The sequence below is a fragment of the Collinsella sp. LCP19S3_A6 genome (assembly GCF_052122015.1).
GTDB lineage: Bacteria > Actinomycetota > Coriobacteriia > Coriobacteriales > Coriobacteriaceae > Collinsella.
Genome location: NZ_JBQKDD010000006.1, coordinates 43,585 through 57,770 on the forward strand (window position 1 = coordinate 43,585; position 14,186 = coordinate 57,770).

The following is a 14,186-nucleotide window of genomic DNA, read 5'->3' on the forward strand; positions in this document are numbered from 1 at the left end:
GCCGTCCGCGTCTAGCGTTCGTCCACAAGTTTGGCAACGAGGGCTTTGAGCTCGGCTACCTCTTGCTCGAGTTCTTTGACGCGGCGGGCGTTCTCGGTGATGCCCTGACGGTTGAGGGCGGACTGCTCGGCGGCATCGTCAGGCATGTACTCGCGGTGCTGCTTGGCGTCGAAGCTCTCCTCGAACACGCGGCAGCCGTTGCGCTTGATGATGCGTCCCGGCACGCCCACGACGGTGCAGTTGTCGGGCACGTCCTTGACGACAACCGAGTTGCCGCCGATTTTGACGTTGTTGCCGATGCGAATGTTGCCGAGCACCTTGGCGCCCGTGCCCACGGTGACGTTGTTGCCCAGGGTGGGGTGGCGCTTGCCGGTTTCGTTGCCGGTGCCGCCAAGCGTGACGCCCTGGTAGAGCACGCAGTTGTCGCCCACGATGGTGGTTTCGCCGATGACGACGCCCATGGCGTGGTCGATAAAGAAATGCTTGCCGATCTGTGCAGCGGGATGAATCTCGACCCCGGTGATGTGGCGGGTGATTTGCGAGAGCACACGGGCGAGCGAGCGATGACCGTGCTCCCACAGCCAGTGCTCGGGCACGTGGTTCCACTTGGCGTGCAGGCCAGGATAGGAAAGGAAGATGACCAAACCGTTTTGCGCGGCGGGGTCCTGCGTCTGGACGGTCTTGATGTCCTCGCGAATGGTATTGATAAAGCTCACCGGCCGCCCTCCCTTAGCGCCATGGCAATGCGATTCAATAAAGTATAGCGATTCGCTAGGGATTAGGAAGAATAATCTTGGCGGCTTTGCATGACAGGTGTCAGTTATGCAAACTTGCTGGTAATGGAGTCATGCTTTTGTGGGGTTGCGCACGAGGGGGCACCGCAACCGTATACTGGTCAACTTGGACGTATCCGCGCCCACAACTGAGAGGTTTTACTTCATGGGTTTCATCAATTTTATCGCCGAGCTACTCAAAGACCCGCGCACCGCGATTGCCAGCTGGATCGCCGCCGGCCCGCTTATGGCCTACGGCTGCGTGTTCCTCATTATCTTCGTTGAGACAGGCGTGGTGTTCTTCCCGTTCCTTCCCGGCGATTCACTGCTGTTTGCTTCGGGCTTCTTTGCCCATAACGGTGGCTTTAACATCGTGGCCCTGCTGGCCGTAGCATGGGCCGCTGCCATCCTGGGAGACCAGTGCAACTTTATGATCGGTCACTTCTTTGGCAAAAAGATCATCGCTTCGGGCAAGGTCAAGGCCATGACGCCCGAGCGTATCAAAAAGTCCGAGGACTTCTTGGACAAGTGGGGTCACCTGGCCATCTTCCTCGGCCGCTTCTTCCCGTTTATCCGCACCTTTGTGCCCTTCATTGCCGGCATGGGCGGCATGCACTGGCGCAACTTTGTCATCTACAACGTGCTGGGCGGCATTACCTGGTCGACGGTCTTTACACTGCTGGGCTACTTCTTTGGTGGCATCCCCTTTGTGCAGGAGCACTTTGAGTTGCTGATCATTGGCATCGTAGCCGTGTCGATCATCCCGACTGTAGTCGGCCTGGTTAAGGCTAAGCTGGGCAAACAGAACGCGTAGGCGTCTAAAACCGATTGGTGCAAAAAGACCCGCCACTTGGATGACGGGTCTTTTTTGTTGTGGGAACGATATGTGGCGTTAAGTGCGAGGCTATTGGACCTCGCTCAGCTTCTGCAGAACGCGCCCCTGGACCTCGAGATAGTAAGCCTGATCCTCGGCGGACAGCGAGCTTTCATCGACGCTGTCAAATTTCTGCGACCAATCGCTGTACTGCTGCATCATCGATCCGTAGTCGGCAAGCATCGAAGCGGTGTCGTCGGACGATTCGTACTTCTTCATGAACTCGACGTAGCTGTTCATAAACTGTTCGTAGCCGTCCATCATGGCACGGAAGTCAGAAGAGGATGCGGCCGGTGCGGTTTCGGTCTGCGAATCAGCGGCTGCCGCAGCGGTATCGTTGGCTGCGCCTGTCTGCTCGCTGCTGTCCTGCGGCTTCTCGAGCTCGATGTCGAGGGACTTTGAGCTGCTGTAGTAGGACAAGGTCAGTTTTGCTCCGCTGGGTGCCGTTGCCTCAAAATCATCAGTGCCTTCGCCCGAGAAATCGGTATAGCCGGCTTCTTTGCAAGCTTCGACGTAGCTATCGTAGTCGGCTTGTGAGACTTCTTTCAGCGTTGCCGAGAAAGATTCGGAGCTGTTCTCGTATATCTCGCCCTTGTTTGTCTTGGGCTTGGGCAGTTCGGTCGCGAGACCGCTGCTGGGCCAGGTGAATGTTTCGACGGTTTTTGAGGGGCCCGAAGAACTGCAGCCGCCCACACAGGAGCTGATGCGTGCCGCGATAATCAGGATAACGAGCACTGCCAGAACGATCGGCCATTTTTTCTTACCTTTGGGCGGCTTGCCGTCAGGCGTCGACACCGTTTGGGGGACGCCATTATCCCTGCTGCCCGAAGCTTCCCAATCCATAGTTGTTCCTTCCCTCGATATGGATGACACTGCTTCGAATTGTGGCTGTGGGCTGCGGGGATTTCATCAGCTGCCAACTGAATCTGGTGAGAAATTCAGTTGGCAGCTGATGAAATTATTTGCCCGGTGTTTAGGATGGGAGGAAAACGTTGGACGGGGGATGGCGGCGTGGACGAGTACAATCTGGCACCCGGCGAACTCATCATCATGCAGACCTCGAATGTGCGCTTGGGCGTTGGCTCTGGTAGCGAGGCTCTCGATGAGATCGTTCTTACAAATATGAATCTAATCTTGGTCGCAACGGTCTCCGAGGGGCTGTTTAAAACTCGACGCTATCTCAAGCGCTGCCCGCTCGATTCGATTCTGTGCTCGACGGATGTCCCCCAGGCTATCGCCGCACGCGTGAATAGTACGCCGGTGCTGCGAGTCGCATTTTCGGAGGAGACCATTACCGTGAGCTTTACCGAAGGCGCAAGCGCCTTGCCGACCGTTGGGCCGAAAGCGTGCGCCGCGCGGCGGCGGGCAACATCGATGCCATCGATACTTCAGAGCTTCCCTCGGGTACGGCGGCAGAGATTGCAGATTTTGTAGACGGTGCCGTGGGCGTTGTCGGGGCAGTTGGCGACTCCATTGGCAGTGCCTTGGGTGCTTCTCTGAAGGCGCAAAAGCCTCATGCCGAGAAGATGGCCGCAAAGGTGACAGCAAAGTGTCCCGGATGCCATGCGCCCGTCGCGGGGCGCAAAGGCCAAGGCGTTGTTTGTTCGTACTGCGATACCAAGTTTGTGCTGTAGGGTGAGGTAATCGTGGGTATTGTAAATGTTGCGATTGACTCGCTTGGCGGCGTCCTTGCCGATCAATGGAAAGATATTGTCACTGCCAGTCATTTTGACGAGCACGTTGTTGTCGCCCCGGGGGTGCGTAAGGTTGGGCAAAACGGGCGTGGCGGAAACTACGGATCGAGTGACGTTCTGTCCAACGGCTCGCTCATTTTTGTTCCCGAGAACACCGCGGCGTTTATTTTTAGTCAGGCGGGCATCGAGCAAGTTATAACGGAGCCGGGCGGTTTTGAGTATCGCGACGGCGAGGCTTCGGTTTTTGATGACCACGACCGTGAGGAGCAAGGCGTCCTCAAAATGGTCCTCGGACAGGCGGCGCGTCGCGTCGGCTATGCGGGTATGTCACCGTCGCAGAAGCGTGTGGCGTTTGTCAATCTGCGCGAAATCCGCGGCATCAGGTTTGGCACGCGTGGACCGCTTGCGTATAACGACTTGTTTTACGGCGCGGATCTTGAGGTCTTCGCGTATGGTCAGCTGTCGCTGCAGGTGGTGGATGCCGAGCGTTTTATCAGGAATTTTCTTCCTGCGAACGTCTATAGCTATTCGTTTGACGACCCGCGCGCACGGAGCATGCTGATTGCAGAGTTTCTGGCTTCGCTCATCGTGGCCACGAATGCCATGTCGTCCGAGGTCCGAATTTCGCAGCTGCCGTCACACGTCAACGAAATTCGCCATATGATCCTGGACGAGGGCGATAACGCGGGGTCATGGCAAGATCGCTTTGGCATCAAGCTTGTGCAAGTCGCCATCGAAAACATTGAATTCTCCGATGAATCGCGCGAGCTTATCAAGAGCTATGCGAAAAAGAAGCTGGATGTTAGCGCTTACGAGGGGGTTTCTAAGCAGGCAGCCGATGTGGCGGCTCAGCAGATGATTGCCGAGGGCGTACGCGAGAACGGGTTTGGCGCCGCGGGAGGCATGGTGCTCGGCATGGGGCTGGCGGGAATGCTCAACCCCCGTAACGCTTCTGTAGAAGGCGGCGCGGGTGCGGTCTGTACGCCGGATACGACGGAGCCCAAGGAGGCGCCAGGGGGTGGTGCCGAGTCCGCTCGGACGCTTGAGGATCAAATAGAGGCCGTTAAGAAATTCAAAGAGCTTCTCGATGCCGGGATTTTGACGCAAGAGGAGTTTGATGCCAAGAAGCGTGAGATTCTAGGGCTGTAGAAGTATGGAAGGGCCGGCGCGATGCCGGTCCTTCTTTGTGCTGCGGAATTATTCGCGGTGCCCTCCGGTTCTACCACTGGGCGGCGTAGATATCGCAGCTTGCGTGCGGGGGCGGATTGTGGACATCGACCGAAACGGGGGTCGTGGAACCGACGGCGGGGCAGTCGGAAAAGTTGTTATAGCCAGCAACGATGTTGCCCTGCTTGTCGCGCAGGATGGCCGATAGGAACACCTGGGTCTTATCAAAGCCGCTCGGGGCGCTTTGGAGTTTGAGCTTTGCCAAGAATGACTGCATGCCGTCTGTCCCAGCGGATTCGGTACTATCGAAAAATTCGTACACCGGCGCTTCGGTGGCGGTGGCAAGTGCAACGCCGCTGGGTGTGACTGCCTCGAACTCAACGCGCGCGGGAGCGGTGCCATTTCCCGTCTGATCGCCAAAGTAGACGGTCTGGCCGGGCTCGATGGCGCTGTAGGTTTTCTCATCCGTAAAGATCAGGTTATCGTCCGCATCGTATCCGGAGACCTTAATGGTGGGAAATGCGATAGCGGCAGGGCCGACGGAGTTTTTAAGGCCGATGCCAAAATGGACGTACCCGTGCCCATCAACCGACCAGCCTGATTCCGCAATCGAGAGCTCGGCGGATAAACGGTTGGTATTGCTTGCCGAATTTGCTTTTTTGGATGTCGAAACGCCATCAGACTGGCCGGCTTGCGATGAGGACGTGGGCCCGTTGTTGCTTTCTCGGTCGGCGTGGAATGTCGAGATGGCAATCGCGCCGACTGCCATCAGCCCGGCAAGCATCGCGGTGACGAGTGCCAGTTTTAGCAACAAGCCGCCAAAGGTCCGCGTCCTGCTTTTGTCTGGATTGCGCTTAGGCGCATGCGTACCCGCTGCCATTTGGGCATGGTCGGCATGCCCATCTGTGCCAGAAGATGCCCTGTCGTTTCCCGGTCGAGACAAGCCGGCGAGCGCCCCTGCCATCTCTGCTGCAGACTGAAATCGCGCGCTTGGCTCAAACGAGCAGGCGCACGTGATGGCATGGGCGAGCGTCGCGGGTGCATTATCAAGATTCTTCTTAAGAATCTGCTCGTAAGCCTCGTCATCGGGCCGGACACCCGTAAGCGCAAAGCCAAGAACGCGTCCGATGGAGTAGACATCACTTCGCGCATCGGTCTGGGCAAAGCCGTATTGTTCGGGCGAGGCGAACCCCCAAGTTCCGAGGGAAGTCGTGTCCTTGCTTGCCCCTTCGACGCGCATGCGGGCAATACCGAGGTCGATGAGGTGCGCGCCGTTCGCGGCAACCACGATATTGTTGGGGGAAATGTCACGGTGGACGATACCGTGTCTGTGGAGCTCCTCGGCCGCCTCGCAAAGCTCGATGCCAAGCGATGTCGTCTCTTCCGGCGTCAACGGCCCATCGGTTTCGATAACTTTGGAAAGCGGCCGACCCGGCACAAAGTCGTAGACGACAACAAAGTGCTCGGGTAGTTCGTAGGTCGCCTCGACGCGGGGAAGGCGGGGCGAGCTGCATTCTGTGAGTGCCGACCATACATTGCGGCGGGCAAGCTCCTGTCGAATCTTCTTTCGCACGAAGGGACCGGCTCCGTCAATCGTGACGAGTTCGGTAATGCCGTCTTCGCCGCGTGCGAGCACCTGCTCGACGCGATAGGTGTCGTCAAGGCTCATGGCATGCATGAGTTGGTTGTCGTTCAAGCCGTCCTCCCTTCATGGTAGCTGGGCAAATGCCCCAAAAATAATATGCCAACGATTGTTCTGTTTGTTCAGTTGGCAACTGAATCGCGTATGGAGACGATAGAGCCGCGGGGCTCGCGCGGACGTGGCGTTTATTTGAGTGGGTTGGTTCCCAGAAGCGTTTTTTCACCCAGGCGGTAGAGCTCGTCGTCGGTGCACGCTCGGCTCATGCCGCGTTCGATGCACCAGATGACGATGGCGTCGCGGCGATCCTTGCACCAAAGCTCGGCGACGCTATCGAGTCTCAGAAGGCGCTGCGTCTCTCGAAGCGTGCAGCCGATACCGAGTGCCAACATGATGGCGTGGTCGCGGCCAGGGCGGCTTTTGCCGGCAAAGATGTCGTACACAACGGTCGGGTTAAGGCCCGAGTTGCGTGCGACGTCCGAGCGCTTGATGCGGCGCTCGTCGATGAGGCAGCGCAAGTACGAGGGAAGCGTTTGGTCGACGGTTTCGCCTTCGTCCAGATAGGCGTCGATGCTCGAACTGGCCAACAGCCGCTTGAGCAGGTCTTCCGTCAAGTGTTCGCGTTTGTTCTGAGTTGCCAAGGGGGCTCCAATCATCGTCTCGACTTAGAGTATATCGATAGGGCGGTCGCGGGGCGCATGGGGCGAGTGGACGCCGCGGCTTGGAGGACGCCTATTGACCCTGGTGAATTCCGAAGCAAATGAAAATACTTTACTTAGTTAAAGAAAAACGTTTTATCCGACGCGCGCGGGGAGTACAATCTCGTCCATGCGAATCGACGTGCCATCGGCTTCGATGTTGCCCGCGTGTCCCGTCCGGCTCTACGCTCCGGGCGTGCGACGTTGCGACACGGTCGGCCTCGGTCCTTGCGTGCGGGTTCGCGAGTATGCAACTGTGTATGTAAGGAGCGACATATGACTGTCGAGAAGAAGGATATCGATTGGGGTAGCCTCGGCTTTGGCTACATGAAGACCGATTACAGCTACGAGGCTCATTGGAAGGATGGCGAGTGGGACGAGGGCGGCCTGACCACCGATCACACCATGCATGTCTCCGAGTGCGGCGGCATCTTCCATTACTGCCAGGAGGTCTTTGAGGGCCTGAAGGCCTACACCGCCGAGGATGGCAGCATCGTCTGCTTCCGTCCCGACATGAACGCTGAGCGCATGTATAACTCTGCCCAGCGCCTCGAGATGCCCCCGTTCCCCAAGGACAAGTTCGTTGAGGCCGTCAAGCAGGTCGTTTCTGCCAACGCCGCCTGGGTTCCGCCTTTCGGCTCCGGTGCGACCCTGTACGTGCGTCCGTTTATGATTGGCTCTGGTGACGTGATTGGCGTGGCTCCTGCTCCTGAGTACACGTTCCGCATTCTCGTGACTCCGGTCGGTCCGTACTTTAAGGGCGGCCTTAAGCCCGTTAAGCTGCGCGTTTCCGAGTATGACCGTGCAGCCCCGCATGGCACCGGCAACATCAAGGCCGGCCTGAACTACGCCATGTCTCTCAAGCCCACGATGGAGGCCCATCGCGAGGGCTATGCCGAGAACCTGTATCTTGACTCCGAGTCTCGCACCTATGTCGAGGAGACCGGTGGCGCCAACGTCCTGTTCGTGAAAGAGGACGGCACCCTCGTCGTTCCGCAGTCGCACACCGACTCGATCCTGCCCTCCATCACCCGTCGCTCGCTCGTTCAGGTCGCTCAGGACCTGGGCATGACCGTTGATCAGCGTCCCGTCGAGTGGGCCGAGGTCAAGGCCGGCACCTTTGTCGAGTGCGGTCTGTGCGGCACCGCTGCTGTTATCTCCCCGGTCGGCGAGATTGACAACAAGGTATATGGTGCCGACGAGACCGTGACCTTCCCGGCTGGCTGCACCGAGATCGGCCCTGTTATGAAGAAACTTCGCGAGACCCTGACTGGTATTCAGTCTGGTGCTGTCGAGGATAAGCACAACTGGGTTTACACCGTCGCGTAAGCTGTCTTGTACGTTCGGCCCGAGGGCGACCTTCCTTTCCGGCGCGTCCTCGGACATGAAAGAACCCCCGCTGCGCACTACGTGCGGCGGGGGTTCTTTCATCCTGCGGAGTGCGCCTGGGTGTGGGCTCCATAAGGAGCTTGGCCCTAGTGACCCCGCGCAGTTCTGTAGGAAAACCGCGCACCAGGAAGAGGTGCGTGCGCGGTTTTCCGGTTGCCGCTCGCCTGGGGTGGGACGGGGCGTACATTTTTGGGAGTTTTCAGCAGCCGGGTGCGCATGCATACGGGATTTTGGGCGAAAGTCAGGCGCCGTGAGCCGCATCCTGTAGAAAATGAGTGATCCCTGAGGTGCTGAGGGCTCAGAATCAGGGTTTTCAACGCGGTTTTGTGGGCCCATTCCTGTTCCTTTGGGCTCCAGGATGCTGAAAACTCCAAAATTTGCACGCCGCCCTCTGGGGTACCTGTGGGCAAAAAGCAACCGTCCCGCCGAAGTATGCATTCGACGGGACGGTTTATGCGGTTTATGTATATAGCCGATTCAGGATGCGTTGCCAACTTGTTAGAACTTGACGGTCGGGGCCTGGCGGGCGGCTTCAACTGCCTCGAAGCCCTGGCGCTCCTTAAACTGGAAGATGCCGGCAAAGATAACGGCCGGGAACGTCTGGATGGCGTTGTTGTAGCTGAGCACGCAGTCGTTGTAGCTCTGGCGCGCGTAGCTCACCTTGTTCTCGGTGTCCTCGAGCGTAGCCTGGAGCTGCATAAAGTTGGTGTTCGCCTTAAGGTCGGGGTAGGCCTCGGCCACGGCAAAGAGCTGGCGCAGTGCACCGGTCAGCACGTTGTCGGCTTCCATTTTGGCCTCGGGGGTGGTGGCGCTTACGGCGGTGTTGCGCGCGTTGATCACGGCGGCGAGCGTGTCCTGCTCGTGCTTGGCGTAGCCCTTGACGGTCTCGACCAGGTTGGGGATCAGGTCGTTGCGGCGCTGCAGCTGCGTGTCGATGTTCTGCCAGGCGTTATCGATACGATTGCGCTTGGTAACCATGTTGTTGTAGATGCCAGCGATGGCGCAGACGATCACAACGACAACAACGATACCGATGATGACGGGAAGCATGATGTCTCCGTTTCGAATGGCAGCGGCGTTTTGCGCCGGCCGTTGTTGGTATAACGTATCTAGTATACCCGCAACCTTTGGCGGTGCCGAACTTTCCGGTAAGCGTTTTGTTTCAACCAGGGAGGGGGCGCCAATATCGAACGGGTGGTACAGGTGTAAGATATGCGACAAATTACGGAATGCTGTCTACGCCTTGAGGATGGCGATACGGATGGACCTTCGCATCAAGAAAACCTATCGTGCCCTGTTCGACGCCTTTACCGAGCTTTTGGAAGAGCATCGGTTTGAGGATTTGACGGTTGCCATGCTTTGCGACCGGGCCCTGATTCGCCGCACGACGTTCTATAAGCATTTTCGCGATAAAAACGATTACTTTGCCTTCTATATCGATGAGCTTATGACGGGCTTGCCGCAAAACCAGACCGACGCAGTGGACGCGGAGCCGCTTGTGGATGTACAGGCGCTTCGCCATGAGGTCTTTGACGATGCCATGAATATGGTACTGGCGCATGAGAAGCTCATGGATAACCTTTTGGCGAGCAGCATGTCGGGCATGCTGACCGGCATGATTTGCGACCGCATCGCGCATTCCATCCGTGAGCGCGTGATGAGCTCGCTTGCCGAAGACGCCCTGGCGCCCGTTTCGCTCGAGACGACATCGGAATTTATCGCCGGTGGCATTATTCGAGTGTTCACAAATTGGTGGGAATCGGGCCACGATCTTGAGCGTCGACCCGAGATGGCCGACGTGGTCGATGCGCTGTTTGAGCGCACCATGACGCCGGTGAATCACTAAGGTGGCGGAGAGAGGGGGATTCGAACCCCCGGAACGCTCTCGCGCTCAACGGTTTTCAAGACCGCCGCATTCAACCGCTCTGCCATCTCTCCGTGAGTCGTAATGATAGCATCGTTTTGAATTTGCAACAGGGAAGGCGAACGATGACGATCACCGAAATCGACGAGAAGTTCATGCGCGAGGCGCTGGCGGAGGCGCGCGCCGCTGCGACAGTGGGCGAGGTGCCGATTGGTGCTGTGGTGGTGCGTGCGGGCGAGATTGTCGCGAGGGCGCATAATCGCCGTGAGCTCGACCAGGACCCTTCGGCACATGCCGAGTTTTTGGCCCTGTGCGCCGCCGCTCAGACGCTTGGGCGTTGGCGCCTTTCCGATTGTACGGTCTACGTGACGCTCGAACCCTGCTGCATGTGCGCGGGGCTTATGGTTAACGCGCGCGTGGGGCGTTGCGTGTATGGTGCGGCCGATGCCAAGGCGGGCGCGGTGGGCTCGCTGTATGACCTCAATGCCGATTCGCGCCTGAACCATCGGTTTAATGTGACCGCCGGCGTGCTGGCAGACGAGTGTCGCAGGGTACTGAGCAGCTATTTTGCCGGTTTGCGCGGTGTGGGTGGCGCCGCGTGCGGCTGCGGTCTAAGCCTTGAGGCGCATGCCGTCCATGCCGAGGCACTTGCGGGTGTTGGGGATCTCGCCGACGAGACACTCCACTTTGGTCCTGTGCAGCGCCGGCCCCGCCGTGTGCTGCTGGCGATCGACTCCTTTAAGGGCAGCGTTTCGAGCGCGCAGGCGGAGGCGGCCGTTGCCGAAGGCGTGTGCCAGGTGTGGCCCGATGCCGAGCTGAGCGCTTTGCCGCTGGCAGATGGTGGCGAGGGAACGCTCGATGCCGTCGCCGCGCGCGGCGGCGAGCTTGTGACCTGCGAGGTTGCAGGCCCCTTGGGCGACCGCGTGTCTGCCCGGATGCTGGTGGACGGCGAGCACGAGTCGGCTTTAGTTGAGATGGCCGAGGCGGCGGGTATTGGGTATTCGCCCTGCACGGAATCGGCGGCGCTTGCGGCTTCGACCTATGGCGTGGGCGAGCTCATGCTTCGCGCGGTCCGTGCTGGGGCAAAGACTATCTATATTGGCTTGGGCGGCAGCGCTACCAACGATGGCGGCGCCGGTATGCTGCAGGCGCTGGGCGCGCGTGTGGTCGATGATCAGGGCTGCGATGTCGCCCCCGGTCTTGCGGGCCTTGAGCAGGTAGCGAGCGTTGATTTGGCGTCGGCGCTTGAGGTACTGGGCGGCGTGCGTGTCGTGGTGCTCTCCGATGTCGAGAACCCACTCGTGGGGCGTCGCGGCGCGCTTGCGGTGTTCGGTGGACAGAAGGGTCTGCCGACGGGTGACGTCGAGGCGCTGCGCGGGTACGACGGCTGGATGGTCGGCTACGGTCGTCTGCTCGATGCGGCGATTTTCGAGATGCGAGCCCAGAAGCTTCTGCGCGCGCCCGAGGGTGCACGGTCATTTGGCTCGGTGCTTGGTGTGCCCGGTGCCGGTGCCGCCGGCGGCTTGGGTGCCGCGCTGCTGGCGCTCGGTGCGGAGCTGCGCTCGGGCGTGGAGACGGTGCTCGATTTGATTGGGTTTGACGAGTGCGTTCGCGATGCCGACCTGGTCATAACGGGCGAGGGTAATATGGACGAGCAATCCGCCGCCGGTAAGGCGCCGGTGGGCGTGGCCCGTCGTGCGAAGCGATATGGCAAGTCGGTAGCCGCCGTCGTGGGCGGTCGTGCGGACAACTTGGATGTAGTGTATGAGCAGGGTATCGACCTAGTACTGCCGATATGCCGCAAGCCCATGAGCCTTGAGGAGGCGCTTGGCATGCAGGAGGCTGTAGCCAATTTGGCGTGCGCAGGCGAGGAGGCTGCCCGAGCATACGATCTTGGTCGCATATAGATATAAATATCAAATCTGATTTGCCTGTCCAGCTCGTTATTTGTAAATATATGTTAATTGCGTTGGCATTTTACGGTCTATACTATTGCTGTATCACTGGTGTCGTATGCGCCTGTCCGCAAACGGAAATTACATGAAAGGGGCTAGGATGCACAGATTGGGAAATACGCTTAAGCGCGCGGTTACGGTTGGCGCGGTGTTGGCGCTGACGTTAGGCATGGCCACTCCGGCGACCATGTCATTCGCAGACGATGCCGCGGGGGGGCGCCGGTCAATCGTCCACGTTAGAGCAGAACCAGAAGACGGCGACCGAGCTTGACGAGAATCTGGAGACGAAGGTTACGCTTTCGTTCCCGGGCAAGCGCGAGGCCGAGCCGTCCGACGTTGTGTTTGTGCTCGATAAGTCGGGCGCTTCCGCGCAGACGGACATTTACAAACAAGCCAAAGAATTCTTGGAGCAAATTAGCCAGAAAGCCAAGGCTGATGGTCTGGACATCAAGGTGGGCGTAGTCCTCTTCAACAGGGTCGGTAACATCCAGCAGCCGCTGACCGACGTCGTCACGGGGTATAATGACATCCTGAACGCAATGAACTCCAGCCTGCATTCGGGCACTAACATGGACGCTGGCCTTCTTGCCGCAAAGAGCATCCTCGACGCGGATACTGCCGTTAAGGCCGAGAACAAGCACGTGATCCTTATTAGTGACGGTGCAACCTACCTTTACTGCAAGAACGGCGATTATACCAAACCGTATACGAGGTCGTTTGGCGATCCAACCAAGCAGACGAATCCAGAGACCCACGCTGCATACCCCTATGGATCGAACAAAATGGGCGGTATCTGGGAGTGGCAGTCTCGCGAGTACAATCTCAAGAACGACTGGAAGAAGTTCTCCGACGGCTCTAACTTCATTTTCTCGCAGGCCATGAAGAGCCCCGAGAAGCTCGGCGAGTATCTTAAGTACTATCGCGACCAGTACGAGAACTCTGACAAGAACTGGGCTCAGTACGACTACGAGTACACCGACGACGCCCGCAATAACGGCACCACGAACCCCATCCCCGTCGATGTGAACGCGCCGTGCAACATTGACGTCGCGTTCTGGAGCACGGACGACACGTTCCAATCGATGGTCAACGCTGGCTACGACATGAACGTCTACTACAAGAACGCCGCCGACTTTGATGGCCAGGTATTCCTGCAGTACCTCACCAGGAATTCCAACAGTAGCCAGCTCGACACCGACTTTGCCGATATCAAGGCTAAGCTTGTTGACAAGATTGCCGCCGGCTCGACGGTCGAGGACTTTATTGGCGCTGATTTTGACTTCATCAACGACCCTGCCAAGATCAGCCTGACCGCCAACGGCGAGAAGCTTGCCCCCGTAAAGATCGGCGACGGGTCCTATGGCTTCGGCAAGCGTGAGGACGGCTCCTATAGGTTCACCTTGGACTACGTGAATGGCGACCAGGAGATGCTCAAGCTTACGCTGAACGAGGCTGCATCTCCGAGCAAGCCCGTCGTGCTCGAGTACAGCGAGCGCCTGGTCAATGTGCCCACCGAGCCCGGTACCCATACCCTTAACGTCAACGAGAGTGCAATCCTGCAGCCTATTGACGGCAACGGCATGCGCGGTGATGCGTATAAGTTCCCGGTTCCGACGGTTACCTACACGGTTGCTGCTCCCGAGCCTAAGCCCGAGCCCGAGGTTAAACCCACTAAGCCGAACGATAAGAAGCCCGTCAAGACGACGAAGAGCGAGAAGGGCACCATGCCGATGACGGGTGATACCTTCTCAATTCTGCCTGTCATTGGGCTGGTCGTAGCCGGTGCAGCCGTTTGCGTTGCCGGCATTATCCTCAAGCGCCGTAATCACTAACGGCGTTGACGTCGAACGATGTTTCGCTTCCCAGCGCTTACGCAACGCTTGAATGCTCTCTGCGAAGCAACTGATGAGGCGCGGTCGCATACTTGCGACCGCGCCTTTTTGTTGCCGTGCACTCATGTGGTTTTCCCTTTGACCGCGGGGCATCTTGCTCTGCTGGACGGGAGCGGGTAATATATACCGAGCGCCAAGCGCGCTCGATGGGTTCGGATGACGACATGTTCCGAATCTGGTCAGGTCCGGAAGGAAGCAGCCATAAGGAGCCTCTGTCGGGCATCCGAATCCATCGAGCGCA

Annotated in this window: 12 protein-coding genes, 1 tRNA gene and 1 other RNA gene; 8 read left to right on the plus strand and 6 right to left on the minus strand. The window is 58.5% G+C overall.

What is annotated here, in order from left to right; all coding sequences use genetic code 11:
• Positions 1 to 11: 11 nt before the first annotated feature.
• Positions 12 to 716, minus strand: a complete 705-nt coding sequence (gene cysE / locus ACTQVX_RS05295) for a serine O-acetyltransferase (protein ID WP_370450655.1) — start codon at positions 714 to 716, stop codon at positions 12 to 14.
• Positions 717 to 939: 223 nt separating this feature from the next.
• Between cysE and ACTQVX_RS05300 the strand changes: the two genes are divergently transcribed.
• Positions 940 to 1,587, plus strand: a complete 648-nt coding sequence (locus ACTQVX_RS05300) for a VTT domain-containing protein (RefSeq protein ID WP_154517831.1) — start codon at positions 940 to 942, stop codon at positions 1,585 to 1,587.
• 90 nt (positions 1,588 to 1,677) lie between these two features.
• Here ACTQVX_RS05300 and ACTQVX_RS05305 read toward each other — a convergent pair whose 3' ends face one another.
• Complete coding sequence (locus ACTQVX_RS05305; protein WP_441560495.1) at positions 1,678 to 2,490, minus strand: DUF6591 domain-containing protein; 813 nt, start codon at positions 2,488 to 2,490, stop codon at positions 1,678 to 1,680.
• A 168-nt stretch (positions 2,491 to 2,658) separates the two neighbouring features.
• Here ACTQVX_RS05305 and ACTQVX_RS05310 point away from each other — a divergent pair, with 168 nt between their 5' ends.
• Both ACTQVX_RS05310 and ACTQVX_RS05315 read left to right on the plus strand, forming a co-directional pair.
• Positions 2,659 to 3,081: a hypothetical protein gene (locus ACTQVX_RS05310; protein WP_441560497.1), complete on the plus strand. Its 423-nt coding sequence runs from the start codon at positions 2,659 to 2,661 to the stop codon at positions 3,079 to 3,081.
• Positions 3,082 to 3,293: 212 nt separating this feature from the next.
• Positions 3,294 to 4,490 (plus strand): SPFH domain-containing protein, encoded by a 1,197-nt coding sequence (locus ACTQVX_RS05315; RefSeq protein ID WP_441560498.1) that lies wholly within the window; start codon positions 3,294 to 3,296, stop codon positions 4,488 to 4,490.
• Between the two features lie 70 nt (positions 4,491 to 4,560).
• On the opposite strand, the gene ACTQVX_RS05320 is transcribed toward ACTQVX_RS05315, so the two are convergent.
• Entirely contained in the window at positions 4,561 to 6,204 is a 1,644-nt protein-coding gene (locus tag ACTQVX_RS05320) for a serine/threonine-protein kinase (protein WP_441560499.1), read from the minus strand.
• Between the two features lie 131 nt (positions 6,205 to 6,335).
• Positions 6,336 to 6,788, minus strand: a complete 453-nt coding sequence (locus tag ACTQVX_RS05325; RefSeq protein ID WP_138340479.1) for a helix-turn-helix domain-containing protein — start codon at positions 6,786 to 6,788, stop codon at positions 6,336 to 6,338.
• Positions 6,789 to 7,121: 333 nt separating this feature from the next.
• On the opposite strand from ACTQVX_RS05325, the gene ACTQVX_RS05330 reads away from it, so the two are divergent.
• Positions 7,122 to 8,174 carry a branched-chain amino acid aminotransferase gene (locus tag ACTQVX_RS05330; RefSeq protein WP_427728837.1) on the plus strand — a complete coding sequence of 351 codons (1,053 nt, stop codon included), beginning with the start codon at positions 7,122 to 7,124 and terminating at the stop codon, positions 8,172 to 8,174.
• 558 nt (positions 8,175 to 8,732) lie between these two features.
• On the opposite strand, the gene ACTQVX_RS05335 is transcribed toward ACTQVX_RS05330, so the two are convergent.
• The gene (locus ACTQVX_RS05335) at positions 8,733 to 9,284 is read right to left on the minus strand and encodes a LemA family protein (RefSeq protein WP_441041402.1); all 552 of its coding nucleotides are present in this window, start codon (positions 9,282 to 9,284) and stop codon (positions 8,733 to 8,735) included.
• A 211-nt stretch (positions 9,285 to 9,495) separates the two neighbouring features.
• On the opposite strand from ACTQVX_RS05335, the gene ACTQVX_RS05340 reads away from it, so the two are divergent.
• Positions 9,496 to 10,080, plus strand: a complete 585-nt coding sequence (locus ACTQVX_RS05340) for a TetR/AcrR family transcriptional regulator (RefSeq protein WP_441560501.1) — start codon at positions 9,496 to 9,498, stop codon at positions 10,078 to 10,080.
• A gap of 2 nt (positions 10,081 to 10,082) precedes the next feature.
• Here ACTQVX_RS05340 and ACTQVX_RS05345 read toward each other — a convergent pair.
• Positions 10,083 to 10,172: transfer RNA gene (locus ACTQVX_RS05345), tRNA-Ser, on the minus strand.
• Between the two features lie 51 nt (positions 10,173 to 10,223).
• Here ACTQVX_RS05345 and tadA point away from each other — a divergent pair.
• The 3 genes from tadA to ffs all read left to right on the plus strand — a co-directional run bounded on the left by tadA (position 10,224) and on the right by ffs (position 14,184).
• The gene (gene tadA / locus ACTQVX_RS05350; RefSeq protein WP_441560503.1) at positions 10,224 to 12,005 is read left to right on the plus strand and encodes a tRNA adenosine(34) deaminase TadA; all 1,782 of its coding nucleotides are present in this window, start codon (positions 10,224 to 10,226) and stop codon (positions 12,003 to 12,005) included.
• A 251-nt stretch (positions 12,006 to 12,256) separates the two neighbouring features.
• Positions 12,257 to 13,885: a vWA domain-containing protein gene (locus ACTQVX_RS05355; RefSeq protein WP_441560505.1), complete on the plus strand. Its 1,629-nt coding sequence runs from the start codon at positions 12,257 to 12,259 to the stop codon at positions 13,883 to 13,885.
• 203 nt (positions 13,886 to 14,088) lie between these two features.
• An RNA gene (gene ffs / locus ACTQVX_RS05360) (signal recognition particle sRNA small type) lies at positions 14,089 to 14,184 on the plus strand.
• Positions 14,185 to 14,186: the final 2 nt, after the last annotated feature.